This is a genomic window from Pseudomonas sp. 1, assembly GCF_056626735.1.
The window spans coordinates 275,490-300,752 of sequence record NZ_JBWXMQ010000004.1 but is presented as its reverse complement, the minus strand read 5'-3'; the positions used below and the strand labels follow the sequence as shown (position 1 = coordinate 300,752).

Here is a 25,263-nt window from a genome sequence, read left to right as displayed (position 1 = left end):
TCGGGCGCACCGATCAACGGCATCAGGCGGTGGCAGGGCGCAGCGAGTAGGTTTTCAGCTGGTCGGCGAATTCACGCAGGGACTGGATGCCACTGGCCTCCGCCTCGTGTACCCATTCCTTGATGGCAGCGAGCATGTCGTGGCCATTTGCGCTGGTCTTGACCCAGATCTGCTGCAGGGCCAGGCGTTTCTCGTAGATTACCTTCAGCGCCTGGCTGTGCTCGAACATGTTCTGGATGCGCACGTGGTGGCGATCTTCCAGCAGGCTGGTTTCCCGCGACAACAGGCGTTTGGCCCGGTGGAACTGGTGGCGTACCGAATGATCGACCTTGGCCAGCTCCTGCTTCACCAGCGGCCCGATCACCAGCTTGCGGTACTGGGCCATGATCTGGAAGCGGTTGTTGAGGATCGCCATGGCGGTGTCCATGTCCAGGCTGCCCTTGCCTTCGACGCGGTGGGCAATCGGGGCGACCCGTTGCACCTTGGCCAGACGCAGGAAACTGAAGACCTGGATCCAGGCCCAGCCGAGGTCGAACTCCCACTTCCTGACCGACAGCTTGGCCGAGTTGGGATAGGTGTGATGGTTGTTGTGCAGTTCTTCGCCGCCGATCAGGATGCCCCATGGCACCAGATTGGTCGCCGCGTCGCGGCATTCGAAGTTGCGGTAGCCGACGGCATGGCCCAGACCGTTGACCACACCGGCCGCCCAGACCGGGATCCACATCATCTGGATCGCCCAGATGGTGATGCCGATGGTGCCGAACAGCAGCAGGTCGACGACGGCCATGATCGCCACGCCCAGCAGCCGGTAGCGGCTGTAGAGGTTGCGCTCGATCCAGTCTTCGGGGCAGTTCTTGCCGTATATGCGCAGGGTTTCCGGGTTCTGCGCTTCTTCGCGGTACAGCTCGGCACCTTTGCGCAGGACGGTGGACAGACCCTTGACGACCGGACTGTGCGGGTCGTCTTCGGTTTCGCATTTGGCGTGGTGTTTGCGGTGGATGGCGGTCCACTCGCGGGTGTTCTGCGCGGTGGTCAGCCACAGCCAGAAACGGAAGAAATGCTTCAGGCCGGCATTCAGCTCCAGGGAGCGATGGGCCGAGTAGCGGTGCAAGTAGACCGTGACGGCAACGATCGTCACGTGGGTCATCACCAGGGTGACGGCGACCAGTGACCAGGCCGACAAGCCAAGAAAACCTTCGTACCACATAGGCTATAGGGCCCTCGATAAAGAAAAAACAGCCGTTGCATTATCACCAAGCACACAGATAAAACCAGTCGCCCTTTCAGATAAGAGATGGCTGGATGTTTCTTGACTTATAATCCCGACAATTTTGTAGGGACATGGACGGCCGAATGTCTGCCACTTACCGCGATGCCTTGCGTGCAGCGCTGCTTTATCTGGTCCTTGCGGTTGTGTGGCTGCAAGGCACTGGCTATTTATTGAACAGTTTCTTCGATAACTCAGACGAACTGCTGCGCTGGCAACTGATCAACGGCTACGTGTTCGTAGCGCTCAGCGCCGGGTTGATCTTCCTGGCCCGGGCGCGGCTGTTCGAATGCCTGGGCATCGGTGCCCGACTGCGTGAACGCCAGGCGGATCGCGAACGCCTGCGTCAGGCTGCTGCGGTATTCGACTGCACCCGCGAAGGCGTGCTGGTCACGGACCGACTGGGGCTGATCGTCCACGTCAATCGCGCCTTCATGGAAATCACCGGCTATCAACGCGAGGAAGTCATTGGCCAGCAGCCCAGCCTGTTCAAGTCCGGGCACCATCCTCCGGGGTTCTATCAGGCGATGTTCGCCACCTTGCAGACGAAGGACGAGTGGAGCGGCGAAATCTGGAACCGGCGCAAGAGCGGCGAGATTTATCCACAGTGGCAAACCATTCGGGTGATCCGCGACGAGGACGATCGGCTCAGCCATTACGTCGCGGTGTTTTCTGACATCAGCGCCATCAAGGATTCCGAGCACGAGCTCAAGCACCTGGCCCATCACGATCCGCTGACCGACCTGCCCAACCGCCTGCTGTTCAGCGACCGCGCCGAACAGGCGCTGGCATCGGCGCAGACCCACAAGCGCGGTTGCGCGTTGCTGATGATCGACCTGGACCATTTCAAACTGATCAACGACAGCCTCGGCCACACCATCGGTGACCGTTTGCTCAAGGCGGTCGCCGTGCGTTTGCAGGCGTTGTTCGGGACGGGCATCACCCTGGCGCGGCTGGGTGGCGACGAGTTCGCAGTCCTGCTGGAAAGTTGTCCACAGCCGGCGCAGGCGGCGGCGCTGGCCCAACGCATTCTCGATGCGCTCAAGGAGCCGTTTTGCCTCGATGGCCATGAGCTGTTCATCAACGCCAGCCTCGGCATCAGTCTGTTTCCCAGCGATGCATTGAGCGCCGAGCAGCTGTTGCGCAACGCCGATGCGGCGCTGTTCAAGGCCAAGAGCAGTGGCCGCAATGGCTACGCACTGTACACCGAAGAGCTCACGGCTCACGCCCAGCAACGGGTCGAAATCGCCTTTGAACTGCGCCGCGCGCTGGAGCAGCAGGAGCTGCGGGTCTATTACCAACCGGTACACGACCTGAAAACCAGTCGCCTGATCGGCGTCGAAGCCTTGGTGCGCTGGGAACATCCGCAACGGGGCCTGGTGTCGCCGGCGGAGTTCATCCCGATTGCCGAGCGCACCGGGCTGATCTCGGAAATCGACGCCTGGGTCATGCAGCAGGCCTGCCGGCAGATGTGCCAATGGCAGCAGGCGGGAGTCGTGCTGTCGTTTGTCGCGGTAAACGTGTCATCACGCTTGTTTGCCCGCCGCGAGTTGTACGAGCAGGTTGCGCAGGTGCTGCACGACACGGGCCTGGATCCGGCCTACCTGGAACTGGAAGTTACCGAAAGCGCGGTGATGGACGATCCGGAAGTCGCGCTGGAACAGATGCATCGTCTGCGCGAGCTGGGCATTCGTCTGGCCATCGATGACTTCGGCACCGGTTATTCGTCGTTGCTGCGGCTCAAGCGCCTGCCGGTGCAGAAGCTCAAGATCGATCAGGGTTTTGTCGCCGGCCTGCCGTGGGACGAGGACGACGCAGCGATCGTCCGCGTGATCATTGCCCTGGCCCGCAGCATGGGCATGCAGGTGCATGCCGAGGGCATCGAGCAGGCGGAACAGGCGGCGTTCCTGTTGGGCCAGGCTTGTGATCTGGGGCAAGGCTATTGGTTCGGGCGGCCGGTCCCGGAAGCGCAAATCGACTGGAACCGGGCGCCTTTGATCGGTTGATGACGGCGTACGGCAGGTTTGCCGGCGGGCGAATCCGCCGCAAACCCTTGCTGCATCACATAATGTTTTCCAGTTATATAAACATTCTTAAATAGTCTTTTTAAGAATATCTGCGCCTCTCTTATATTGCTCCCACGCCGAACGCAGTACCGCCCACTGCCAGGCATATCCCATCCAAAGGAGCAGCACCATGAGCGCATCCCTGCGTAGCGTTGACGGTCAGGACGAAGCCACCATCCTTCGCGAAATCCAGAGCGCCCTGCGCGACCTGCGATTCGGCGCGGTGGAAATCACTGTGCACAACGCCCAGGTGGTCCAGATCGAACGCAAAGAAAAATTCCGCTTGCAGCAACCGGGCAACAAGCCGAGCTGAATCGAAAAAAGATTCCAGCCTGCGCCCGCTCTTGCCGGGGATCAACGCAAGAGTGGGCGCAGGCGGTGATCTTTACAGGCAACCCGATTTTCGAAATTCATAAGAAAAAGCCACCACCAGGAATTCCAGGAGCTTTCACCATGTCGTCGATTCGCCGTTACGCTTTGGCCGCCCTGGCCAGTGCTGTGTTTGCCGGTTCCGCGGTTGCCAAGGATTACGAACTGCTCAACGTGTCGTATGACCCGACGCGCGAGCTTTATCAGGATTACAACGCCGAATTCGTGAAGTACTGGCAGTCGGAACACGCTGGCGACACCGTGAAAATCCAGCAATCCCATGGCGGTTCGGGCAAGCAGGGCCGTGCGGTGATCGACGGTCTGCGCGCCGACGTCGTGACTCTGGCCCTGGCCGGCGACATCGACGAAATCGCCAAGCTCGGCAAGACCCTGCCGGCCGACTGGCAGAAGCGTCTGCCGGAAGCCAGCACTCCGTACACCTCGACCATCGTGTTCCTGGTGCGCAAGGGCAACCCGAAAGGCATCAAGGACTGGGGTGATCTGATCAAGAACGACGTCTCGGTGATAACCCCGAACCCGAAAACCTCCGGCGGTGCACGCTGGAACTTCCTCGCGGCATGGGCCTACGGCCTGAAAGCCAACGGCGGCGACGAAGCGAAAGCCAAGGAATACGTACAGACCCTGTTCAAGCATGTGCCGGTTCTGGACACCGGCGCCCGTGGCTCGACCATTACCTTCGTCAACAACGGTCAGGGTGATGTGTTGCTGGCCTGGGAAAACGAAGCCTTCCTGGCGCTCAAAGAAGATGGCGGCAAGGACAAGTTCGACATCGTCGTGCCTTCGCTGTCGATCCTCGCCGAACCTCCGGTGGCCGTGGTCGACAAGAACGCCGAGAAGAAGGGTAACGAGCAGATCGCCGAAGCCTATCTCAAGCATCTGTACAGCCCGGCCGGTCAGGAAATCGCGGCGAAGAACTTCTACCGTCCGCGTGACAAGGACGTGGCTGCCAAGTACGCCCAGCAGTTCCCGAAACTGGAACTGGTGACCATCGACAAGGACTTCGGCGGCTGGAAAACCGCACAGCCGAAATTCTTCAACGACGGTGGCGTGTTCGACCAGATCTATCAGGCGCAGTAATCTGAAATAAGCTGCAACCGAGCTTTAGTGCCGGACACCCCATGTGGGAGCGAGCTTGCTCGCGAAGGCGGTGTGTCAGACAACGTAAGTGTTGAATGATGCTCCCTCTTCGCAAGCAAGCTCGCTCCCACATTAGTGCGTTCAGCGGAACGTTTTTTAACCAAGGACTTTTATGTCGCGTCGTATCTCCCCCGTCATACCCGGCTTCGGGCTGACGCTGGGCTACACCTTGGTGTACCTCAGCCTGATTGTGCTAATCCCGCTGGCGGCGATGTTCGTCCACGCCGCCCAACTCACCTGGGATCAGTTCTGGACGATCATCTCCGCGCCCCGGGTTCTGGCCGCACTGAAGCTGAGCTTCGGCACTGCGCTGTGCGCCGCGATCATCAACGGCATCATCGGCACGTTGCTGGCCTGGGTTCTGGTGCGCTACACGTTCCCGGGACGCAAGGTGATCGACGCGATGATCGATCTGCCGTTCGCCCTGCCGACCGCGGTGGCCGGTATCGCGCTGACGGCGCTGTACACGCCGACCGGGCTGGTCGGGCAGTTCGCTGCAGACCTCGGTTTCAAGATCGCCTACACCCCGCTCGGGATTACCTTGGCGCTGACCTTCGTGACCCTGCCGTTCGTGGTGCGCACGGTGCAGCCGGTGCTGGCGGACATCCCGCGGGAAGTCGAAGAAGCCGCGGCGTGCCTCGGTGCCAAACCGCTGCAGGTGTTCCGTCACATCCTGCTGCCGGCGCTGTTGCCAGCCTGGCTGACCGGTTTTGCCCTGGCGTTCGCCCGGGGCGTTGGCGAATACGGTTCGGTGATTTTCATCGCCGGCAACATGCCGATGAAAACCGAGATACTGCCGCTGCTGATCATGGTCAAGCTCGACCAATACGATTACACCGGCGCTACCTCCATCGGCGTGTTGATGCTGGTGGTTTCTTTCGTCCTGTTGCTGCTGATCAACTTGCTGCAGCGGCGCATCGAAACCCCATAAGGAGGCGCGAACCATGTCCCAATCGTCTATTGCGGCCGCTTCCTCGGCCAATGCCGCCCGCCGTGGCAGTGCCACTTCGCGGCGGATTCTGATCGGCCTCGGCTGGCTGATTTTCTTCCTGTTCCTGGTGCTGCCGCTGTTCATCGTGGTGTCGCAGGGATTGAAGAACGGCCTCGGTGCCTTCTTCACTGCGATCTTTGAACCGGATGCCTTGTCGGCGCTGAAACTCACCGTGATCGCGGTGCTGATTTCGGTCCCGTTGAACCTGGTGTTCGGTGTCAGCGCCGCGTGGTGCGTGAGCAAATACTCGTTCCGTGGCAAGAGCATGCTGGTGACGCTGATCGACCTGCCGTTCTCGGTGTCGCCGGTGATCGCCGGTCTGGTCTACGTGTTGATGTTCGGCGCCCAGGGCCTGTTCGGGCCGTGGCTGCAGGATCATGACATCCAGATCGTCTTCGCCCTGCCGGGCATCGTACTGGCGACGATCTTCGTCACCGTGCCGTTCGTGGCCCGCGAGCTGATCCCGCTGATGCAGGAACAAGGCACTCAGGAAGAGGAAGCCGCGCGTCTGCTCGGCGCCAACGGCTGGCAGATGTTCTGGCACGTGACCGTCCCCAACATCAAGTGGGGCCTGATCTACGGCGTGGTGTTGTGTACTGCGCGGGCCATGGGTGAGTTCGGCGCGGTGTCGGTGGTTTCCGGGCACATTCGCGGGGTGACCAACACCTTGCCGCTGCATGTCGAGATCCTCTACAACGAATACAACCACGTGGCCGCGTTCGCCGTGGCGAGTCTGTTGCTGATCCTGGCGCTCTTCATCCTGCTGCTCAAGCAGTGGAGCGAAAACCGTATCAACCGCCTGCGCGCCAGCGCCGCGGAGGAATAATTCATGTCGATCGAAGTGCGTAACGTCAGCAAGAATTTCAATGCGTTCAAGGCGCTGGACAACATCAGCCTGGACATCCAAAGCGGTGAACTGGTGGCGCTGCTCGGCCCGTCCGGCTGCGGCAAGACCACCTTGCTGCGCATCATTGCCGGTCTGGAAACCCCGGATAACGGCAACATCGTGTTCCACGGTGAAGACGTTTCCGGCCACGACGTGCGTGATCGCAACGTCGGGTTCGTGTTCCAGCACTACGCCCTGTTCCGCCACATGACCGTGTTCGACAACGTCGCGTTCGGCCTGCGCATGAAGCCGAAAAACCAGCGCCCGAGCGAAAGCCAGATTGCGACCAAGGTTCACGAGCTGCTGAACATGGTGCAACTGGACTGGCTGTCGGATCGTTATCCGGAGCAACTGTCCGGCGGTCAGCGTCAACGTATCGCCCTGGCCCGTGCCCTGGCGGTAGAGCCGAAAGTGCTGCTGCTCGACGAGCCGTTCGGCGCCCTCGACGCCAAGGTGCGTAAAGAGCTGCGCCGCTGGCTGGCGCGCCTGCACGAAGACATCAACCTGACCTCGGTATTCGTGACCCACGACCAGGAAGAGGCAATGGAAGTGGCCGACCGAATCGTGGTGATGAACAAGGGTGTGATCGAGCAGATCGGCTCACCGGGCGACGTCTACGAAAACCCGGCCAGCGATTTCGTCTACCACTTCCTAGGCGACTCGAACCGTCTGCATCTGGGCGATGACCATCACGTGCTGTTCCGCCCCCACGAAGTGTCGCTGTCGCGGCATGAGCTGGAGGATCACCACGCCGCTGAAGTCCGCGATATCCGGCCGCTGGGCGCGACCACGCGGGTGACGCTGAAGGTTGAGGGGCAAACCGATCTGATCGAGGCGGAAGTGGTGAAGGATCACGACAGCCTGACCGGGTTGGCGAAAGGTGAGACGTTGTTCTTCAAGCCGAAGGTCTGGCAGAAAGTCGCCAACGTTTGACCTCGCGCGTTCCCACGCTCTCCGCGTGGGAACGCCGCTATGGACGCTCCGCGTCCACTGTGACGCGGAGCGTCACGGGATGCATTCCCACGCAGAGCGTGGGAACGAGCGAATCAGCCTGTGTTCAGACAGCCGCGCGATTCGGATTGACCCGCACCACACCCGCCCGCGCTTCGATCTGTTCTTTCAGCTCATGCCGCATCCCGAGCATGAACGCCAGTTCAGCCACCACAAACAGCGGCCCGACAATCAACCCGCTCAAATCATCCACAAACGCAGGTTTGCGCCCTTCATAGTGATGGCCGACAAACTGGATCGCCCAGCCAATCACAAACATCGCCAGACCACTGCTGAGCCAGACCAGGGTGCTCTGCTGCGCCAGAACGTGCCCGGCCCAGACCGATAGCCCCATGAGTGCGGTCATCAACACACCAAGTTTCACTTCCAGTCGCAGGTAAAACCATGCTGAGGCCAGCGCCACGATAACGGCAGGCGAAATCCACAACTCGCCCACCGACCATTCCGGCCGCGACAACAGCACGGCCACCGCCACTACGATCAGCGGAATCCCGATAAAGTGGCTGGCGATGTTGCGCGGGTCACGGTGGTAAGCGGCGTATTGACTCAAATGATCGACGAGGCTTTTCATTGTTGTTCCTCCTGTTGGGTGATCGAATCATGCCCCGGGTTCACGGCTCGCTCTGTCAGGCAGGCGACAATCTTTAGGAGAACGCATGGATAAGGTCTGGCGCGAGCGCCTGTTGACTGGGCAATGGTTCAGTCATCTGCCTTCGTCCTTTCAGAATAGTCTGCTGGCGGCGGCAAAGGAGCGGCGGCTGGCGGCGGGGCAGCGGCTGTTCCAGCGCGGTGATGCGCCGTGCGGGCTGTACGCGGTGCTCGATGGCGCGGTACGCATCGGCGCGGTCAGCGAGCAGGGCAAGGAGGCGTTGCTGAGCCTGGTGGAAGCGCCGCACTGGTTCGGCGAAATCTGCCTGTTCGACGGCCAGCCCCGCACCCATGATGCTTATGCGGTCGGCCCGTGTCTGTTGCTGAATATCCCGCAAGCCACATTGCTGAAATTGCTCGACGAGCAACCTGTCTACTGGCGGCATCTCGCTTTGTTGATGAGCCACAAACTGCGCCTGACCTTCATCAACCTCGAACAGCTGAGCCTGCTGCCGGCCCCGGCGCGTCTGGCTCATCGCTTACTGATGATCGCTGAAGGCTATGGCGAACTTGATCCGCCGCGCCGCGTGCTGCAACTGCCTCAGGAGCAGTTGGCGTCGATGCTGTCGCTGTCACGCCAGACCACCAACCAGATCCTCAAGGAGTTGCAGGGGCAGGGGATTATCGGCTTGAGCTATGGCGAAATCGAAATCCTCGACACTGATCGCCTGCGGGCACTTGCCACACTTTAGTGTTCACTACTATCCCTGTGGGAGCGGGCTTGCCCGCGATTGGGGGCTGTCAGTTGTCCTCTATGTCGATTGACACGACGCCATCGCGGGCAAGCCCGCTCCCACAGGGGAATTGTATGTGGCTTACGAGCCGCGATAGGTCGAGAAGCCATAAGGGCTCAGCAGCAGTGGGATGTGATAGTGCTGATCCGTCTGCTTCACTTGAAAAATCACCGGAATCTCCGGAAAGAACGTCTCGTGCTTCGCCTTCTCGAAGTACTCGCCGGTCTTGAACACCACCCGATATTCACCCGCCTCGAACGGTTTGTTCGCCGGGAACAGTTCGGCGATCCGTCCCTGTTCATTGGTGGTGCCCTGCGCCAGCGGCTGCCAGTTCTGGCCGACGTGACGCTCCAGCGTCACGTTGATGCCCGGCGACGGCAGGCCGTTTTCCAGATTGAGCACGTGCACGCTCAGCGGGTTGCCGGCGGCCAGTGTCAGGCTCGAAAAAGCGCTCAGGCCGAGCGCGGCGAAAGTCATGCGCAGTGCGGTCATGGTGATGCTCCTGGGTTCAACTACGGTTGATGGACAGGCCGACGATGTCGGCAGCCTTGATTGCGCAGGTTTCGTCCTGCTCGCCGCCCCCGGAACCGGCCACGCCCATGGCGCCGACCAGTTCTTTTTCGGCGAATAGCGGAATGCCGCCGCCGAGCAGCAGCAACTCATCAAGGGTGTTGAGGTTGGCGGTTTCCGGATTGCTGCGGGCGCGCTCGGCGAACAATCGAGTCGGGGTTTTCGTCGACAGCGCGGTGTAGGCCTTGCGTTGGCTGGCGGCGGTGTTATGCGGGCCGATACCGTCGCCGCGCAAGGTCACCAACAGGTTGCCGCCACGGTCGAGTACCGACACCGTGCCGGTGCAGTTTTCCAGTGCCGCGTCGGCCAGCAGCCGGGCGGTTTTCAGATCGAGATCGGCGTGACGGGGCAGCTCCGGCGTAGCGAATGCGGCAGTGCCGAGGCCGATTGCCAGGCTGGCAACCAGGTATTTAGCGGTCATGGGCAGGTTCCAAAAGCGAAGGCCATCACCTTATCCGCCGGTCCCCGTCGAAACCTCGTCAGTCGGATTACAAGTTTGTAATGGGCAACACGGTCGAAGGAGCCTAGCCTGTGTCTCTGATCAATCGAGGTGTGCCATGCGTTTGCTGGTCGTAGAAGATGAAGCCAAAACCGCGAATTTCCTCGCCAAAGGGCTGGGCGAGTCGGGTTTCGCCGTGGACGTGGCACTCAATGGCCTCGACGGGCGCTACTTCATCGAGCAGCAGGAATACGACCTGATCATCCTCGACGTGATGCTGCCAGGCCTCAACGGCTGGCAATTGCTCCAGCTGATCCGTCAGCGCGGCGCCACGCCGGTGCTGTTCCTGACGGCGAAGGATGCGATCGAAGACCGCGTGCGCGGCCTCGAACTGGGGGCCGATGACTATTTGCTCAAACCGTTCGCCTTTGCCGAATTGCTGGCGCGGGTGCGCACGTTGTTACGACGCGGGCCAATGCGTGAGGCCGAGTCGTACAGCATCGCCGATCTGGAAATCGACGTGCTGCGCCGCCGCGTCAGTCGGGGCGGCCAGCGCATCGCCCTGACCAACAAGGAATTCGCCCTGCTGCATCTGCTCGCCAGCCGCCAGGGCGAAGTGCTGTCGCGCACGCTGATCGCTTCGCAAGTGTGGAACCTGAATTTCGACAGCGACACCAACATGGTCGAAGTCGCGGTGCGTCGCTTGCGTTCGAAAGTCGATGATCCGTACATGCCCAAACTGATCCACACCGTGCGCGGAGTCGGCTATCAACTCGAAGCGCCCGACGATGCGCGCTAGATCCATCGCCTGGCGCCTGGCCCTGGCGTTCGCTGCCGTCTGCGCGCTGGTACTCAGTGCGATCGGCGTGTTCCTGTATCGCTCGCTGGCCTCGGAAATCGCCTGGCGCGACGACATGGCGTTGCTCGGTCGCCTGGAACAGGTGCGCGCGCTGCTCGCCGACAGCGACAGCCTCGACGCATTGCAGGCGCGGCCACGGCTTTACCAGAACATGCTGGGCAACCTCGACAGTCTGCTGCTGGTGCAACGCGCGGACGGCTCGAATGTGATCACGATCAACCCTCGTCAGCGCGAACTGCCGTCCATACAGGCCATTGCGCGAGAGCAGCCGCCGCAACGCCGCGATGTGCTGACCTGGCAAGCGGCGGACGGTGTCGAGCTGGCGCTGTTGTCAGGTCAGGCTCAAGGTCCGAACGGTGAAGCGCTGACCGTGATTGCTGGCAAGGTCTTGAGCGAGCGCGAGCAGATGCTCGGCAGCTATCGGCTGCGCTTGTATCTGGCGGTCGGGCTGGGTGCCGTGCTCGCCTTCACGCTGGGCCTGGTGCTGCTGCGCCGAGGTTTGCGGCCTCTGCGCAAGCTGAGTGAAGCGCTGCGCGGCATCGACCTGCGCAGCCTCGATCAACGCGTTCCCACCGCTGGCACGCCAGCGGAATTGCTGGAACCGGTGCACGCGCTGAACGGCATGCTGGTACGGCTGGACGATGGCTTCCAGCGCCTCTCACAGTTTTCCGCCGACCTCGCCCATGAAATCCGCACGCCCCTGCACACCTTGCTCGCGAGCAACGGCCAGGCACTCAATTACCCGCGCAGCAGCGCCGAATATCAGGAAGTGCTGGCGTCGAACATGGAGGAGTTCGAGCGGCTCAAGCGCATGGCCGAAAACCTGATGTTTCTCGCCCGCGCCGAGCAAGCCGAGCGAGCGCTCGATCTGCGCACGCTGGAACTGCACGACATCGGCGATGAGTTGTGCGACTACTTCGAAGCCCTGGCCGACGACCGGGGAATCCGCCTCGAAAACACGTTCAGCGGAGAATTGCTGGCCGATCAGCAACTGCTGCAACGCGCCTTGGGCAATCTGTTGGCCAACGCCGTGCGCCATGCCGACGCCGGTTCGATCATCAGCCTGCGCCGGCGCGACGAACCCGGCATGTGCTGGCTGCAAGTCCACAACCTCGGCCCGGTCATCGCGCAGGAGCATCTGGACAAACTGTTCGACCGCTTCTACCGCGTCGACCCGTCCCGCGCGCAGCCTGGAGATTCCGGCGGCTTGGGACTGGCGATCGTGCAGTCGATCATGCAGTTGCATGGAGGGCGGGTGCGGGTCAGCAGTGGTGCAACGGGTACGGTTTTTGAGCTTGGATTTGCAGCGATCTGAATGGCCTCTTCGCGGGCAAGCCCGCTCCCACAGTAGTCGAGGTGTGACACAGGGTTTTTGTACGCCCCAATCCTTGTGGAAGCGGGCTTGCCCGCGAAGAGGCTGGTCGATTCCCTTCAGCGCAACTGATCCCGAAACTGCCCCGGCGTCATCCCGGTCCAGCGCTTGAACGCGCGGCTGAAGCTGCTGGTGTCGGCAAATCCCAATAGATAACTGACTTCGCTCAGCGAGCATTGCGGATCGCGCAGGTGCAGCAGCGCGAGGTTCTCGCGGCTTTCATTCAATAGCGTATCGAAGCGACAACCCTCGTCCGCCAGGTGCCTTTGCAGGCTGCGCAGGCTCAGGTGCAGGGCCTGGGCGATGCGTTCGGCGCTGGGTTCGCCTTCGGGCAGTTGTTCTTCGATGGCGTCGCGCACCTTGCGCTCCCAGGTCAGCGGCTTGAGCTGGGCGAGGGTGCGTTTGAGCACGGCTTCGTTGTGCTCGGCCAGTTCCGGGTTGGCATCGTCGAGATGGCTGTCGAAGTCGGCGAGGGCGAATTCGATGCGGTCTTCTTCGGCGGAAAAATGCACGGGTGCGCGGAACACCTTGTGCCATTGATGCGCATCGATCGGTTCCGGGCGGCGCAGGTACACCGCCAGCGGCGCGTAGTCGCGGCCGAGGCGATTGCGGCAGGTGCGCACGTAGATTGCGGCGAAGGCGTCGATGGCCTCGAAGGCGGGCGCCGGGTTGTCCGCCGGGATTTTCAGGCGAAACCGATAGCGGTCTTCGGTGCGGGTCAGCTCCAGTTCCAGCGCGTCGCTGACCACCTGGTGATAACGCACGATCCGCTCGAACACTTCCCGCAGGCTGCCGCTGGCCACCAACGCGTAGCCCAGTGCGTGAAATGTCGTAGGGCTGACGAACCGCGAAACCCGCAAACCGATCGCCGGATCACCGCTGACCTGCACCGCGATTTCCCACAGGCGTGTCGTCGCGGATAGCGGGTAGCGGGCGTTCGGGTCGTCCATCAGTTGCGGATCGAGCCCGGCCTGCTGGCACAGGGCAGTGCTGTCCAGCCCCAGCGCGTCGAGTTGCTTGCGCAGGGCACGGGTCCAGCTGGCGAGAGAAGTCGGTTCCTTCATGCTGATTGGCGCTTCCGGTCAACAGGTTGGCGTTCTCGGCTACCGCGTTCGGAACCCGCGCGGGGCAGGATGCGAACATCAATAACCAGAGGATGGAAGCATGGACCTTACTTCTGCAAGTCCCCGGCGACACAATGCTGCCCAGCGATCAGCGCATATTCGCGAAGTGGTGCTGGCCAAGGGCGTCGAGCTGCGCGAGCGCTACCCGATTCTCAAGCATCAGGACGCCCTCGGTGCGGGGATTCTGGCGTTTGCCCTGGCCGGGATGATCGGTTCGGCGGCGCTCTACATCACCGGGCACATGGCATGGTGGGCGTGCCTGTTGCTCAACGCGTTTTTCGCCTCGCTGACCCACGAACTCGAGCACGACCTGATCCACAGCATGTATTTCCGCAAACAGCGCGTGCCGCACAACCTGATGATGGGCCTGGTGTGGCTGGCGCGGCCGAGCACGATCAACCCGTGGATTCGTCGCCATTTGCACCTCAATCACCACAAGGTGTCCGGCACTGAAACCGACATGGAAGAACGCGCGATCACCAACGGCGAACCTTGGGGTTTTGCGCGGTTGCTGATGGTGGGTGACAACGTGATGTCGGCGTTCATCCGCATGCTGCGAGCCAAGACCTGGGCGCATAAATTCAGCATCATCAAGCGCTCACTGAAGGTCTACGCGCCGTTGGCACTGGTGCATTGGGGCGCGTGGTATGTGTTTCTCGGGTTTCATGCGGCCAACGGAATTGCTGACTTGATGGGTTCACCGATTGAATGGTCAGCGACCACGTTGTCGGTGATGCAGGTGATCGATATCGCCGCCGTGGTGATCATCGGCCCGAACGTGTTGCGCACGTTTTGCCTGCACTTCATCAGTTCGAACATGCATTACTACGGGGATGTGGAGCCGGGCAATGTGCTTCAGCAATGTCAGGTGCTGAACCCTTGGTGGCTGTGGCCGTTGCAGGCGTTCTGCTTCAACTTCGGCAGCAGCCATGGCATCCATCACTTTGTGGTGAAGGAGCCTTTCTACATCCGCCAGATGACGGTGCCGGTGGCGCACAAGGTGATGCGGGAGATGGGCGTCCGGTTTAACGATTTCGGGACGTTCGGGCGGGCGAACCGGTTTGTTCGCAAGGATGAAGCGCTGATGCAGAAGGATGCGCGTACAGCCCAGGCGTAACCGGCGAGCATGAGGACCACATCGCGGGCAAGCCCGCTCCCACACTGGACGATGTTGAACACAAGCTCTGTGACCGACATCGACCTCTGTGGGAGCGGGCTGGCCCGCGCGGGCGGCCAATGAGGCAACCTCAATCCGGCTGAAACGGCGACTCGCTCAAAATCACCCCGGTTTGCTCCACATACTGCTGCCAATGCTCGATCAGCGCCTCAAGCTTCTGCGGCTGGCTCGAGGACAGATCATGAATCTCTCCCGGATCACTCCCCAGGTCATAAAGTTGCCAGGTCGCCGGCCCCACCGGCCCGGGGATCCACACTGCCTTCCACTGACCCTGCCGAATCGCCCGGCGCCCGAACAACTCCCATCCAGTGACGGTGTGTTCGTCATGCACCTGCGCCGTCTCGCCGGACAGGAAACCCAGCCACGATTTCCCGCGCAACGGCGCCACCGGTTTGCCGTGCCACTGCTTGCCGGGATGGCGCACGCCGGCCAGATCGAGGAGGGTCGGCGTGATGTCCATCACCGTGCCGAAACCATGGCTGATCTGCCCCTTGAGCGGCAGCTGCGGATAGTGCAACAGTGCCGGAACGCGAATCCCGCCCTCGGTGGTGAACGCTTTGAACAGGCGTGACGGCGCGGTCGCCACCTGCGCCCAGTTCGGTCCGTACCAGACGTAGGAATTGGCGCGGCCGATGTTGTCGAGGCTGTTGTCGTAATGCTGGTTCAGATAGGTCAGCAATTGCGGGCCGAACTTGGGGAAGGCCTCCAGCAGCGCGCCTTCGGCACCGTTGTCGGACATGAACAGGATGAAGGTATTGTCGAGCTGGCCCTGCTGGCGCAGGTAGTCGACGACGCGGCCGATGTTCCAGTCCATGCGCTCGACCATCGCGGCGTAGACCTCCATCGCCCGCGCGGAAATGCGTTTTTGTTCATCGCTCAGCGCAGCCCATTGCGCGGTCAGCTGGATCAGCGGATGCGGCTCGACATCCGCTTCGATCAGCCCCAGCAACTTGAGTTTTTCCAGCCGCTCAAGGCGCAACACTTCCGGCCCCGCGTCGTAGCGGCCACGGTATTTTTCGACGATATCGGCGGGCGCCTGCAACGGCCAGTGCGGCGCGGAAAACGGCAGGTACGCGAAGAACGGCCGGCTCTGGTCACGCTCCTTGAGGTACTGCAACAGCTTGTCGCCGAAGGCGTCGGAGGAATAGAAATCCTTCGGCAATTCGTCGATGAACGTGTCGTCCTCGATGTACAGCGCCGGGGTGGATTTCAGCAGGCCGGGCGTGTGCTCATCGTAGGTCGGTTCGAATCCGTAGTGGTTGGCCGCACCAGGCAGCAGCGAGAACGAACGCTCGAAACCACGGGCGTGGGGCGCCAGTTCGGCGGTCAGGCCCAGGTGCCATTTGCCGCTCATCAAGGTCTGGTAACCGGCTTCGCGCAGCAACTCCGGCAACGCGACGACACGGTCGTTGAGGTAACCCTCGTAGCCCGGTTTGCCGATCAGATCCGGGGTCAACGCTTCGGCCATGGTGCCGATGCCGGCGATGTGGTGATCGGTGCCGGTAAGCAGCATCGAGCGGGTCGGTGAGCAGGTCGGTGCGGTATGAAAGTCGGTCAGGCGCAGACCGTTGTTGGCCAGGGCATCGAGGTTCGGCGTGGCGATTTCGCCGCCAAAAGCACCGATGTCGGAGAAGCCGAGGTCATCGGCCAGAATCACCAGAAAGTTGGGACGTTGCGGCATCAACAGGCTCCTGTTCAGCAGGCAATGAACGACAACGGCAGATCACGGATCTGTACCGGTGCGCTCGGTTGGTAATGATCGTCACTGGTCAGTTCGTGCAGCAGCTCTTCGCGCAACTGATGGAAGTCAAAACTGCTGCGCTGGCGTGGATGGGGCAGGGTGATGCCCACCACCTGTTTGATCCGGCCCGGGCGTGGCTCCATCACCACTACGCGATCAGCGAGGAAAATCGCTTCCTCGACATCGTGGGTGACCAGAATCGTGGTGATTTTTGCCCGTTCGCGAATCGCCAGCAGTTCGTCCTGCATCTGCTGGCGGGTCAGTGCGTCGAGGGCACCGAAGGGTTCGTCGAGCAGCAAGATCCGCGGGCTTGCCACCAGCCCGCGAGCGATCGCCACGCGCTGGGCCATGCCGCCGGAGAGTTGATGCGGATAGGCGCGAGTGAAATCGCGCAGCCCCACCAGCTCGATGAAGTCGTTGATGCGCTGCTGTTTTTCGGAGGCAGCCAGCGGCTCATTGACCAGGCCCAGACCGATGTTGTCGGCGACCGTCAGCCACGGGAACAAACGATGTTCCTGAAACACGATGCCGCGCTCGCCGCCGATGCCGTTGACGGCTTTGCCATCGACTGTGATCTGCCCGCGAAATTGCGTATCGAGGCCCACCAGCAAGCGCAGCAGGGTGGATTTGCCGCAGCCGCTGGAACCGACGATGGCGACGAACTCGCCCTCCGCAATGTCGAGGTTGAACTCGCGAATCGCCTCCAGTTCGAAGCCGTCGACGTCGAAGGATTTGCCTACATGGTTGAAGCTGACAATCGGTGCGTTCATGCGTGTCTCCAGCGGGTGGCGCGGATTTCCAGGCGTTGGCCAATGAGGTTGAGCAGGGCACCAGTGAGGCCGACCAGCAGCATCCCGGCCATGATCAGGTCCATGCGCAGCAGTTGTTGGGCGCCGATCATCTGGCTGCCGATGCCGCCGTTGGACGGCATGAAGTATTCGGCGCCGATGGTGCCGAGCCACGCGTAGATCAGGCTCAGGCGCAGGCCGGCGAAAATCCCCGGCGCAGCGCCCGGCAACACCAATCGACGCAGGCGTTGAGCGAGGCTCAGGCGCAGTACTTGTGCGGCTTCGTTGAGCTGCGGTGAGAGGTTGGCGACGCTGCGTTGGGTCGCGACAAACAACGGAAAGAAAGCGGCGAGGGCGACGAACACCCACTTCGACAGTTCGCCCAGACCGAACCAGGCGGTGAGCAGCGGCACCCAGGCGAAAATCGCGATCTGGCGCAGGGCGGCGAGGGTCGGACCGAGTACGCGCTCGCTGGTCCGTGACAGACCCAGCAACAAGCCCAGCACGAGGCCGAGGCCGCCGCCAATCAGCAAGCCGCCGAGGGTGCGGCCCAGGCTCAGGGCCATACCTGAAATCAACGTGCCGTCTAGCAATCCGTTTTTCGTCGCCTCAAGCACTGCCCACGGGCTGACCAGAATGTTGGCATCGATCCATTGCTGATCGACCGCCAGTTGCCACAGCGCGAACAGCGCCAGTGGCAACAGCCACGGCTGCACGCGCTGCCAGCCTTCATAGCGTGGGCCGCGACGAATTTCTGCCGTGGCGGGATGCGGCCAGTGCACCAGTTTCCTGTCCAGCAGGCCGATGCCGCGATCCATCGCCACGCCGATCAGGCCGATCACCACGATGCACACGAACACGATATCGAGCATGAACAATTGACGCGCCCAGACCATCAGGTAACCGATGCCTTCGCTGGAGGCCAACAACTCAACGGCAAGCAACGACGTCCAGCCAGCGGCCAGCGCCAGGCGCACGCCGGCCATGAACGCCGGAAGGGCGGCGGGCAGCACCAGTCGGCGAATCAGCAGGCGTGGCGGCAGACGCAACACGGCGGCGGCTTCGCGCAATTTGGGTTGCGCATCGCGTACGCCGACCAGCGTGTGCAGGGTCACGGGCACCACGATGGCCTTGACCAGCACCACCAGTTTCAGCGTTTCGCCGATGCCGAAAAAAACCATGAACAGTGGAATCCACGCCAGCGTCGGCACCTGGGCCAGACCGGCGAAAGTCGGGAAGACCAAGCGTTCGAGGCGACGGCTCAAGCCCAGCGCCGCGCCGAGTACCGCGCCGGCGGTAATGCCCGTCAGCAGGCCCCAGAACAGCCGTTGCAGGCTGATCCACAAGTGACTCCACAACTCGCCTTGGGACAGCTCGATCGCGCTGTTCCACACCAGTGACGGCGCCGGCAGGATCTGTTCGCTCATCCATTGATTGCGCGCCGCCAGCCACCACAGGGCGAACAGTCCGAGCGGCAATATCCAGGGTAGGACGCGGTGGCTCAGGCTTGGCCAGGTGCGCCGGCTTTTCAACGGTGGTGCGGCCAGGGGCAGGCTGAGCAGGGATTCACGGGCCATGGTGACCTCCGTTGTCGGGTTGGATCGAGTCAGCGGAATTAGCTGAATAACAATGGTTATAAGCGAGTTTGAAAATAATCATTTTGGAGATAAGCAGCGCCATTTAAGGCCTCCAGCCCTGCGCGCATCCAATGCATTCGAAGAATATTTTCGATGCTCTCCCTGCATACCGCTCTGCATGGCCGGACTTTCCTGGCTTAGCTTGAAAAGCTATAAAAATGTGCTTTTTAAGTATTTAAGTGCTGGCGGGGATTGCGCCTACTTTCGGCTCCTCAATGCCCGCCGTGATCAGGAGCCGTACCCATGAACTTTCGTCTCAAACGTGTCATCAGTCTGTTTGCCGCGCCGGCCCTGGCGGGTCTGCTGGCGTTCTCTGCCCAGGCCGACGAGCTCAAGGAAATCAGGATTGCCGTGCCTGATCTGAGCGCCGGCACCCAGCACAGTGGCGGGGGCATCGTGGACGTGCTGCGCGATCAGCAGATCTTTGAAAAGGCCTTCGCCGATCAGGGCATCAAGATTCAGTGGAGCTTCTTCAAGGGCGCTGGACCGGTGATCAACGAGGCATTCGCCAACGGCCAGGTGGACCTGGCCTATCTCGGAGACCTGGCGGCGATCATCGGCAAGTCCAACGGACTGGATACGCGCCTGCTCAGCGCCAGCGCCCGGGGAGTGAAGCAATACCTCGGCGTGGTGCCGGGTTCCGGGATCAAGACGTTGCAGGATCTCAAGGGCAAGCGCGTGGCGATCTTCCGGGGTACGGCGACCCAGTTGTCGTTTGACGCGGCGCTGGCCAGCGTGGGCCTGAGCGAGAAGGACGTGAAAGTGATCAACCTCGATTTCAACGCAGCGGTGGCGGCGCTGGCGGCCAAGCAGATCAATGCGTCGTGGGGTAGCTCCGGGCTGACTGCATTGCAGGCCAAGGGCCTGGCCGAGTTGCCCCTGAACACCAAGGATCTCGGCGGTGCAGGCAGTGTGCAGTCGGTGCTGGTAGGGACCGGCAAGTTTGTCGATGGGCATCCGGACGCCGTGGCGAAGCTGCTCAATGCGCAGCAACAGGCGGTGGAGTGGCTGACTCAGGACAGCAACAAGGACGCTTACGTGCAGCTTGTGTCGGGACTCGCAAGTTACCCGCCGGTGATCCTGAGCCAGGATCTGAAGGATCAGAATCTGAGCGAAGTATTCCCGTCGACACTGGACCCGCTGTTCCTCGAAAACCTGCAGGGCAAAGTGGATCTGGCGGCGCAGCAGAAGCTGATCCGCAAGCCGTTCAAGGTGAACGAGTGGGTGGCGCCGAAGCTGGCGGCTGCGAAGCTGTGAGTCATGCGGTCATTCCCGCGCAGAGCGTGGGAATGACCCTCAAACCGCGACGCTGACTTCCTGTTTGTCCACCGCCACCAGCGTCTCGATCATCGCCCGCGCCGCCGGTGACAGCCGGAATCCCGTGCGGCTCACGATCCCGCACCGCGCATTCATGCTCTCCAGGTTCTGCGGCAGGTTGCGCCAGTGCAGCAACGCCAGCGAGCCTTGGGCGATGTCCTCGACAAACGCCTCTTCGGTGCCGACGCCGATCGCGTTGGACTGCAGCACCACTTTCACCATCGCCGGAAAATGCTCGGTCTCGATGGTCGGCGAAAAGTCGATCCGTCCGCTGAGATTCGCCAGCAGTTTGCGAATGCCCGGCGGGATAAGCGTGGTCGCCAGCGGGTAGTCGAACATGTCGTTGGTCGACAGACTTTCCTTGGCCAGCAGCGGATGCCCCGGCCGGCAGAAAAACACTCCGCGCTTGGGAGTCAGCGGCTGGGTCTGGAAGTTCGGGTCGGACTCGAAATGGCGGATGTCGGCGATGAAGAATTCGATCTCCTCGCGGCTCAGGGCGCGGCTGAGTTTTTCCCAGTTATCTACTTGAAAACAGGTGCGCACTTTCGGGTGCGCGTTGATGAATTGCGCCACCGCGTCCGGCACCAGTTTCACCGCTGGCGCCGGGCCGCAACCGAAGTGCAGTTCGCCGGCGTCGAGCTTGGTCATCTGCGTCACTTCGGCGCTGAGCAATGCCGCGCCTTGCACCAGCGTCAGGGCGTGCTGCAGCACCACCTGGCCTTCGGGCGTGGGGCGCAGATCCTTGTTGCCACGATCCACCAGTACACAGCCGAACTCCTGCTCCAGCCCTTGAATGCTGCGGCTGAACGCCGGTTGAGTGATGCCCATGGCGTCGGCCGCGCGGACAAAACTGCGGTGTTCGTTGAGGGCGATGAAGTAGCGCAACTGGCGAAGATCCATATGCTTTTCCGGCATCCTAAAAATAGCTCGAAGGCATTTGCGACGAGGGCTGCCTGAGGTTTTAAATGCAAGCTCTTATTCCGTCAACGAAGCATGTGAATATCTATTAGATGTAAATGGAATATAGATAGAGCGTTGTTTCGCTGCCGTCCAACCGCAAGCAGTCGATGAGGGTCTACCCATGAGCAATGCCGCACTCGCTGTAAAACCCGCTGTCCACGCGCTGGACATTCATCCGGTGGCCGGCCGCATCGGCGCCGAAATCCGTGGCGTGCACCTGTCCGGTGAGCTGGATGCCGCGACGGTTGAAGCCATTCAACAGGCGCTGATCCAGTACAAGGTCGTGTTCTTCCGCGAGCAGACCCAGCTCGACGATCAACGTCAGGAAGCCTTTGCGCATTTGCTGGGCGAGCCAGTGGCGCACCCGACCGTGCCGTCCCGCGAGGGCACCCGTTATCTGCTGGAACTGGACGGCGCCGAAGGGCAGCGCGCCAACTCCTGGCACACCGACGTAACTTTCGTCGATGCCTACCCGAAAGCCTCGATCCTGCGTTCGGTAGTGGCCCCGGCATTCGGCGGCGATACCCTTTGGGCGAACACCGCGACCGCGTACAACGAACTGCCGACCGAATTGCGCGAGCTGGCGGACAAGCTGGTGGCCGTGCACAGCAACGAATACGACTACGCCGCTGTGAAGCCGGATGTGTCGGCAGAGAAGCTTGAGCGCTATCGCAAGATCTTCACCTCGACGGTTTACGAGACCGAACATCCGGTGGTGCGTGTACACCCGATCAGCGGCGAAAAGAGCTTGCTGCTGGGGCATTTCGTCAAGCGCATCAAGGGCTATTCCCAGGCTGATTCGGCGCATCTGTTCGGCTTGCTGCAAAGTCATGTGATCCGCCAGGAGAACGTCGTGCGCTGGCGTTGGAAGGCCGGTGATGTGGCGATCTGGGATAACCGCTCGACGCAGCATTATGCGATTGATGACTACGGCACTCAGGATCGGGTGGTGAGGCGGGTGACGCTCAAAGGGGAAGTGCCGGTCGGGGCGAATGGGCAGCGTAGTCAGACCATCAAAGGCGCAGAAATCGTCGGCGTCTGACTGATCGTTCCCACGCTCTGCGTGGGAATGCAGCCCGGGACGCTCTGCGTCCCAAAGCGGACGCAGAGCGTCCATTGAGGCATTCCCACGCGGACGGTTCGACGCCTCGACGTGGGAATGATCACTGTCACCACACGCCGATCTGAACCATCTTCTCCGTCTCCGGCTCCCCATAACGAAACCGCTGCCCACGCAAATCAATCTCCTGATGACTGATGGTGGTACGCCGCTTCAGTCCGCGCACCCACTCGAACAAATACCCCGCATGCTCCTCGCGCACCGCCGCATATGCCGGATCCGCGCCCAGATCCTGCAGCTCCTGCGGGTCATTCAACAGATCAAACAGCTGCGGCCGGAAGCCGTCGTACGCCAGGTATTTCCAGCGCTCGCTGCGCACCATGGTCATGCGGCAGCGGTCGATCGGCTGGCCCAGTCGCTCACGTGCCGGGGCCTGGAAGGCATAGTCGTATTCGCTGATCGCATAGCGGCGCCAGTCAGGACTTTCACCGTGCAGCAGTGGAATCAACGAACGACCTTCAAGGCGATGTTCGGCTCCCGTCACACCCAGCGCTTCGAGAAAGGTCGGCACGCCATCGATGGTTTCCGCCAGGCGCTCGTCCACCGTGCCCCGTGTGACGTCCGCCGCTGCACGCGGGTCGCGCACGATCAAGGGAACGCCCACTGCCTGCTCCAGCAAAAACTCTTTCTCGCCCAGCCAGTGATCGCCCAGAAAGTCGCCGTGATCGCTGGTGAACACGATCAGCGTGTCTTCCCAGCGGCCGGTGCCTTGCAGGAAATCGAACAGCCGCCCCAACTGATCATCGACCTGTTTGACCAGGCCCATGTACGTCGGGATCACGTTCAGTCGTACCGGATCTTTGGAGAAATTCAGGCTTTCCTCATGCTGGCGAAAGGCCTGATAGACCGGGTGGTCGCTTGGAGAGGCATTACGTACCGGTTCGAGAATCGATTTCGTACTGTACAGGGTGTGGTACGGAGCCGGTACGATGTAAGGCCAGTGGGGTTTGATATAGGACAGGTGTAAAAACCACGGTTTTTCACCTTGCTCACCGATGAAGTCGATGGCTCGATTTGTAGTGTAGACAGTCTCTGAATGTTGCTCGGGAATTCGCGCTGGCAAATGGGCATTGCGCATTTGCCAGCCGCTGAGGATTTCGCCGTTGTCGCCTTCGGCAGCGTTGGCCCAGTCGTGCCAGGGGTTGCGTCCTTCGAAACCCTGTTCGCGCAGGTAATGGGTGTAGGGCGCGGATTCGCGCTTGTCATCGAACAGCGGGTCGTCGGGGAAGATGCCGTCGTGACGAAAGTACGGCTCGAAGCCGACTTCGTTGAGCACTTCGGCCTGGGCGCTTTCGGGGTTGATCGCCAGCCGCTGCAAGGCATCGACGTTGGCCGTGGCGTGGGTCTTGCCGACCAGCGCAGTACGAATGCCGTGGGGGCGCAGGTAATCACCGATGGTCAGTTCTTCCAGCGGCAGCGGCACGGCGTTCCACGCCACTTGATGGCTGCTGACATAGCGCCCGGTATAGGCCGACATCCGTGACGGGCCGCAGATCGTGCCTTGAGTGTAGGCGCGGCTGAAACGCACGCCGGCGGCGGCCAGGCGATCGATGTTCGGAGTGTGCAGGTGCGGGTGGCCGTAGCAGGACAGGTAATCGCGGCGCAGTTGATCGCACATGATGTACAGCACGTTGCGCACAGGGTTTTGCGGGTTGGACATGGGGTTCACCGGTCAGAAAGACAGGTGAGGTTTTTCGCTTTCGGCGAGGGTGTTCGGCAAGTGCATTCGGGGAATGCCTTCGATGCAGCAATTGCATAGTGCAGAGAGGGAAAAATCCTTAGAACACAGGTGATTCTTGAGTCTCTTTGATTAAGCAATGGCCAGCTAACCAAGCTATCATCCCTAGGCATTCTTGCGTGCGGCAGCCCTTGGCCGATTCAAATTTTGCTAATACAAATCTCCTGATGCCCCAGGTTTGGTAGTGTTAACGTCGCTAATGGCGACTTTATCTGTGCCGCTGCGCTCTTATCTCGAGGACACCATGCTCAAGCAACTCCACATAAAAAACTTCACAGTCTTTGAAGAGGCCGATCTCCAGTTCGCAAAGCATTTGAACGTGATTGTGGGGGAAAATGGTGCAGGCAAGACGCATCTCTTGAAGCTGGCGTACGCCGGTTTGGCGACTAGCTCTGAAGAAAGTAACAGGCCGGTGGCTCTCTCTATAGAACCGACCAAGGCGACGTTGCAGCTGCGTATGGCAGAAAAATTGATCGGTGTTTTCCGCCCCGAATCCTTAGGTCGGCTGGCTCGACGTAGGAGGGGGCGAGAACGGTGTGATATCAGGCTCTGTTTTGATAAGAATGAATATGATCTGGCTTTCAGCTTTGCAACTAACAGCAAGACGGAAGTCAGTGTGGAGCATCTTCCTCATCGTTGGTTAAAAGCTACACCTACTTATTTACCTACTCGTGAGTTATTGAGTATTTACCCAAACTTTCTCGCGGTTTATGACGGTCACTATCTAGAGTTTGAAGAAACATGGAGAGATACCTGTCGCCTGCTTGGGGGACTGCTGCGTAAAGGACCTACCGAAGAAAGGGTTAGGGAGTTGCTTGCCCCGTTGGAAGCCGCTATGCAGGGCAGCATCGAGCTTGATAAAAGTGGGCGATTCTATCTGCGCAATAACAGTGGGCGAATGGAAATGCCGCTGGTGGCGGAAGGTCTGCGCAAATTGGGAATGTTAGCCCGGCTCATCAGTACCGGTGCTTTGCTCCATCAAGGTTATTTGTTTTGGGATGAACCCGAAGCTAATTTGAATCCTCGGCTGATCAAGCAAGTAGCGAGGACTATCGTTGACTTGAGCGCCAGTGGAATTCAAATTTTTGTAGCAACTCATAGTTTGTTTTTGTTGCGCGAGTTGGAAATTCTTCTGGCCAATAGATCTCTGGATACCGCGTTTTTTGGTTTGCATTCCAGCGAAATCGGCGTTGTCGTTCAGCAAGGCAAGGGGCTGGAAGATATAGGCGATATCACAGCGCTTGAAGAAAGTCTTCAACAGTCAGATCGCTATCTGGAACTGGAGTCCTGA

General features: G+C 60.8%; 23 protein-coding genes. 13 read left to right on the top strand and 10 right to left on the bottom strand.

Annotated elements, in window-relative coordinates; genetic code table 11:
* Positions 1 to 22: 22 nt before the first annotated feature.
* Positions 23 to 1,207 (bottom strand): delta-9 fatty acid desaturase DesA, encoded by a 1,185-nt coding sequence (desA, locus tag AC1MDC_RS08740; RefSeq protein WP_085697965.1) that lies wholly within the window; start codon positions 1,205 to 1,207, stop codon positions 23 to 25.
* A gap of 146 nt (positions 1,208 to 1,353) precedes the next feature.
* Between desA and dibA the strand changes: the two genes are divergently transcribed.
* The 6 genes from dibA to AC1MDC_RS08710 all read left to right on the top strand — a co-directional run bounded on the left by dibA (position 1,354) and on the right by AC1MDC_RS08710 (position 7,670).
* Complete coding sequence (gene dibA / locus AC1MDC_RS08735; RefSeq protein WP_480392847.1) at positions 1,354 to 3,273, top strand: phosphodiesterase DibA; 1,920 nt, start codon at positions 1,354 to 1,356, stop codon at positions 3,271 to 3,273.
* A gap of 190 nt (positions 3,274 to 3,463) precedes the next feature.
* On the top strand, positions 3,464 to 3,646 hold the full coding sequence (gene oscA, locus AC1MDC_RS08730; RefSeq protein ID WP_022643503.1) for a sulfur starvation response protein OscA: 183 nt from the start codon (positions 3,464 to 3,466) through the stop codon (positions 3,644 to 3,646).
* A 140-nt stretch (positions 3,647 to 3,786) separates the two neighbouring features.
* A complete protein-coding gene (locus AC1MDC_RS08725; protein ID WP_085702780.1) occupies positions 3,787 to 4,800 on the top strand; it encodes a sulfate ABC transporter substrate-binding protein in 1,014 nt (337 codons plus the stop codon).
* Positions 4,801 to 4,972: 172 nt separating this feature from the next.
* Positions 4,973 to 5,791: a sulfate ABC transporter permease subunit CysT gene (gene cysT / locus AC1MDC_RS08720; RefSeq protein WP_007952818.1), complete on the top strand. Its 819-nt coding sequence runs from the start codon at positions 4,973 to 4,975 to the stop codon at positions 5,789 to 5,791.
* 13 nt (positions 5,792 to 5,804) lie between these two features.
* Entirely contained in the window at positions 5,805 to 6,677 is an 873-nt protein-coding gene (gene cysW, locus AC1MDC_RS08715) for a sulfate ABC transporter permease subunit CysW (protein WP_007952817.1), read from the top strand.
* Positions 6,678 to 6,680: 3 nt separating this feature from the next.
* Positions 6,681 to 7,670, top strand: a complete 990-nt coding sequence (locus AC1MDC_RS08710) for a sulfate/molybdate ABC transporter ATP-binding protein (protein WP_480392846.1) — start codon at positions 6,681 to 6,683, stop codon at positions 7,668 to 7,670.
* Between the two features lie 124 nt (positions 7,671 to 7,794).
* Here AC1MDC_RS08710 and AC1MDC_RS08705 read toward each other — a convergent pair whose 3' ends face one another.
* The gene (locus AC1MDC_RS08705) at positions 7,795 to 8,319 is read right to left on the bottom strand and encodes an Mpo1 family 2-hydroxy fatty acid dioxygenase (RefSeq protein ID WP_085697969.1); all 525 of its coding nucleotides are present in this window, start codon (positions 8,317 to 8,319) and stop codon (positions 7,795 to 7,797) included.
* Between the two features lie 85 nt (positions 8,320 to 8,404).
* On the opposite strand from AC1MDC_RS08705, the gene AC1MDC_RS08700 reads away from it, so the two are divergent.
* A complete protein-coding gene (locus tag AC1MDC_RS08700; RefSeq protein WP_480392845.1) occupies positions 8,405 to 9,088 on the top strand; it encodes a Crp/Fnr family transcriptional regulator in 684 nt (227 codons plus the stop codon).
* Positions 9,089 to 9,211: 123 nt separating this feature from the next.
* Here AC1MDC_RS08700 and uraH read toward each other — a convergent pair whose 3' ends face one another.
* Together uraH and AC1MDC_RS08690 are read right to left on the bottom strand one after the other, a co-directional pair.
* The gene (gene uraH / locus AC1MDC_RS08695; RefSeq protein WP_480392844.1) at positions 9,212 to 9,622 is read right to left on the bottom strand and encodes a hydroxyisourate hydrolase; all 411 of its coding nucleotides are present in this window, start codon (positions 9,620 to 9,622) and stop codon (positions 9,212 to 9,214) included.
* A 16-nt stretch (positions 9,623 to 9,638) separates the two neighbouring features.
* Positions 9,639 to 10,121, bottom strand: coding sequence for a GlcG/HbpS family heme-binding protein (locus AC1MDC_RS08690; protein ID WP_480392843.1), 483 nt, complete (start codon positions 10,119 to 10,121; stop codon positions 9,639 to 9,641).
* A gap of 136 nt (positions 10,122 to 10,257) precedes the next feature.
* Here AC1MDC_RS08690 and AC1MDC_RS08685 point away from each other — a divergent pair, with 136 nt between their 5' ends.
* Together AC1MDC_RS08685 and AC1MDC_RS08680 are read left to right on the top strand one after the other, a co-directional pair.
* Positions 10,258 to 10,938, top strand: a complete 681-nt coding sequence (locus AC1MDC_RS08685; RefSeq protein ID WP_085697973.1) for a heavy metal response regulator transcription factor — start codon at positions 10,258 to 10,260, stop codon at positions 10,936 to 10,938.
* Positions 10,928 to 12,313: a heavy metal sensor histidine kinase gene (locus AC1MDC_RS08680; protein ID WP_227234083.1), complete on the top strand. Its 1,386-nt coding sequence runs from the start codon at positions 10,928 to 10,930 to the stop codon at positions 12,311 to 12,313. The genes AC1MDC_RS08685 and AC1MDC_RS08680 overlap by 11 nt, the downstream gene beginning before the upstream one ends.
* Positions 12,314 to 12,429: 116 nt before the next feature.
* Here the strand turns inward: AC1MDC_RS08680 and AC1MDC_RS08675 are convergent, their stop codons facing one another.
* Positions 12,430 to 13,434 carry an AraC family transcriptional regulator gene (locus AC1MDC_RS08675; protein WP_480392842.1) on the bottom strand — a complete coding sequence of 335 codons (1,005 nt, stop codon included), beginning with the start codon at positions 13,432 to 13,434 and terminating at the stop codon, positions 12,430 to 12,432.
* A gap of 100 nt (positions 13,435 to 13,534) precedes the next feature.
* Here AC1MDC_RS08675 and AC1MDC_RS08670 point away from each other — a divergent pair, with 100 nt between their 5' ends.
* Complete coding sequence (locus tag AC1MDC_RS08670; protein WP_480392841.1) at positions 13,535 to 14,611, top strand: fatty acid desaturase; 1,077 nt, start codon at positions 13,535 to 13,537, stop codon at positions 14,609 to 14,611.
* A gap of 130 nt (positions 14,612 to 14,741) precedes the next feature.
* Here AC1MDC_RS08670 and AC1MDC_RS08665 read toward each other — a convergent pair whose 3' ends face one another.
* From AC1MDC_RS08665 to AC1MDC_RS08655, 3 genes are read right to left on the bottom strand one after another with little or no spacing between them, the layout of a single operon-like run.
* Entirely contained in the window at positions 14,742 to 16,352 is a 1,611-nt protein-coding gene (locus AC1MDC_RS08665; protein WP_480392840.1) for an arylsulfatase, read from the bottom strand.
* Positions 16,353 to 16,366: 14 nt separating this feature from the next.
* Positions 16,367 to 17,182, bottom strand: coding sequence for an ABC transporter ATP-binding protein (locus AC1MDC_RS08660; RefSeq protein ID WP_085702770.1), 816 nt, complete (start codon positions 17,180 to 17,182; stop codon positions 16,367 to 16,369).
* On the bottom strand, positions 17,179 to 18,777 hold the full coding sequence (locus AC1MDC_RS08655) for an ABC transporter permease (RefSeq protein ID WP_480392839.1): 1,599 nt from the start codon (positions 18,775 to 18,777) through the stop codon (positions 17,179 to 17,181). Before AC1MDC_RS08655 ends, AC1MDC_RS08660 begins: the two co-directional genes overlap by 4 nt.
* Positions 18,778 to 19,080: 303 nt before the next feature.
* On the opposite strand from AC1MDC_RS08655, the gene AC1MDC_RS08650 reads away from it, so the two are divergent.
* Positions 19,081 to 20,094 (top strand): ABC transporter substrate-binding protein, encoded by a 1,014-nt coding sequence (locus AC1MDC_RS08650; protein ID WP_480392838.1) that lies wholly within the window; start codon positions 19,081 to 19,083, stop codon positions 20,092 to 20,094.
* 39 nt (positions 20,095 to 20,133) lie between these two features.
* Here the strand turns inward: AC1MDC_RS08650 and AC1MDC_RS08645 are convergent, their stop codons facing one another.
* The gene (locus tag AC1MDC_RS08645) at positions 20,134 to 21,054 is read right to left on the bottom strand and encodes a LysR family transcriptional regulator (protein WP_480392837.1); all 921 of its coding nucleotides are present in this window, start codon (positions 21,052 to 21,054) and stop codon (positions 20,134 to 20,136) included.
* A gap of 181 nt (positions 21,055 to 21,235) precedes the next feature.
* Here AC1MDC_RS08645 and AC1MDC_RS08640 point away from each other — a divergent pair, with 181 nt between their 5' ends.
* Positions 21,236 to 22,156: a TauD/TfdA dioxygenase family protein gene (locus tag AC1MDC_RS08640; RefSeq protein ID WP_007952791.1), complete on the top strand. Its 921-nt coding sequence runs from the start codon at positions 21,236 to 21,238 to the stop codon at positions 22,154 to 22,156.
* 127 nt (positions 22,157 to 22,283) lie between these two features.
* Here AC1MDC_RS08640 and AC1MDC_RS08635 read toward each other — a convergent pair whose 3' ends face one another.
* Positions 22,284 to 23,894, bottom strand: a complete 1,611-nt coding sequence (locus tag AC1MDC_RS08635; RefSeq protein ID WP_085702766.1) for an alkaline phosphatase family protein — start codon at positions 23,892 to 23,894, stop codon at positions 22,284 to 22,286.
* A gap of 322 nt (positions 23,895 to 24,216) precedes the next feature.
* Here AC1MDC_RS08635 and AC1MDC_RS08630 point away from each other — a divergent pair, with 322 nt between their 5' ends.
* Complete coding sequence (locus AC1MDC_RS08630) at positions 24,217 to 25,263, top strand: AAA family ATPase (RefSeq protein WP_085702765.1); 1,047 nt, start codon at positions 24,217 to 24,219, stop codon at positions 25,261 to 25,263.

Bases quoted from the DNA above. Each gene is read 5' to 3' on its own strand.
- desA (WP_085697965.1), bottom strand. From the start codon at position 1,207: ATGTGGTACGAAGGTTTTCTTGGCTTGTCGGCCTGGTCACTGGTCGCC.
- dibA (WP_480392847.1), top strand. From the start codon at position 1,354: ATGTCTGCCACTTACCGCGATGCCTTGCGTGCAGCGCTGCTTTATCTG.
- oscA (WP_022643503.1), top strand. From the start codon at position 3,464: ATGAGCGCATCCCTGCGTAGCGTTGACGGTCAGGACGAAGCCACCATC.
- AC1MDC_RS08725 (WP_085702780.1), top strand. From the start codon at position 3,787: ATGTCGTCGATTCGCCGTTACGCTTTGGCCGCCCTGGCCAGTGCTGTG.
- cysT (WP_007952818.1), top strand. From the start codon at position 4,973: ATGTCGCGTCGTATCTCCCCCGTCATACCCGGCTTCGGGCTGACGCTG.
- cysW (WP_007952817.1), top strand. From the start codon at position 5,805: ATGTCCCAATCGTCTATTGCGGCCGCTTCCTCGGCCAATGCCGCCCGC.
- AC1MDC_RS08710 (WP_480392846.1), top strand. From the start codon at position 6,681: ATGTCGATCGAAGTGCGTAACGTCAGCAAGAATTTCAATGCGTTCAAG.
- AC1MDC_RS08705 (WP_085697969.1), bottom strand. From the start codon at position 8,319: ATGAAAAGCCTCGTCGATCATTTGAGTCAATACGCCGCTTACCACCGT.
- AC1MDC_RS08700 (WP_480392845.1), top strand. From the start codon at position 8,405: ATGGATAAGGTCTGGCGCGAGCGCCTGTTGACTGGGCAATGGTTCAGT.
- uraH (WP_480392844.1), bottom strand. From the start codon at position 9,622: ATGACCGCACTGCGCATGACTTTCGCCGCGCTCGGCCTGAGCGCTTTT.
- AC1MDC_RS08690 (WP_480392843.1), bottom strand. From the start codon at position 10,121: ATGACCGCTAAATACCTGGTTGCCAGCCTGGCAATCGGCCTCGGCACT.
- AC1MDC_RS08685 (WP_085697973.1), top strand. From the start codon at position 10,258: ATGCGTTTGCTGGTCGTAGAAGATGAAGCCAAAACCGCGAATTTCCTC.
- AC1MDC_RS08680 (WP_227234083.1), top strand. From the start codon at position 10,928: ATGCGCGCTAGATCCATCGCCTGGCGCCTGGCCCTGGCGTTCGCTGCC.
- AC1MDC_RS08675 (WP_480392842.1), bottom strand. From the start codon at position 13,434: ATGAAGGAACCGACTTCTCTCGCCAGCTGGACCCGTGCCCTGCGCAAG.
- AC1MDC_RS08670 (WP_480392841.1), top strand. From the start codon at position 13,535: ATGGACCTTACTTCTGCAAGTCCCCGGCGACACAATGCTGCCCAGCGA.
- AC1MDC_RS08665 (WP_480392840.1), bottom strand. From the start codon at position 16,352: ATGCCGCAACGTCCCAACTTTCTGGTGATTCTGGCCGATGACCTCGGC.
- AC1MDC_RS08660 (WP_085702770.1), bottom strand. From the start codon at position 17,182: ATGAACGCACCGATTGTCAGCTTCAACCATGTAGGCAAATCCTTCGAC.
- AC1MDC_RS08655 (WP_480392839.1), bottom strand. From the start codon at position 18,777: ATGGCCCGTGAATCCCTGCTCAGCCTGCCCCTGGCCGCACCACCGTTG.
- AC1MDC_RS08650 (WP_480392838.1), top strand. From the start codon at position 19,081: ATGAACTTTCGTCTCAAACGTGTCATCAGTCTGTTTGCCGCGCCGGCC.
- AC1MDC_RS08645 (WP_480392837.1), bottom strand. From the start codon at position 21,054: ATGGATCTTCGCCAGTTGCGCTACTTCATCGCCCTCAACGAACACCGC.
- AC1MDC_RS08640 (WP_007952791.1), top strand. From the start codon at position 21,236: ATGAGCAATGCCGCACTCGCTGTAAAACCCGCTGTCCACGCGCTGGAC.
- AC1MDC_RS08635 (WP_085702766.1), bottom strand. From the start codon at position 23,894: ATGTCCAACCCGCAAAACCCTGTGCGCAACGTGCTGTACATCATGTGC.
- AC1MDC_RS08630 (WP_085702765.1), top strand. From the start codon at position 24,217: ATGCTCAAGCAACTCCACATAAAAAACTTCACAGTCTTTGAAGAGGCC.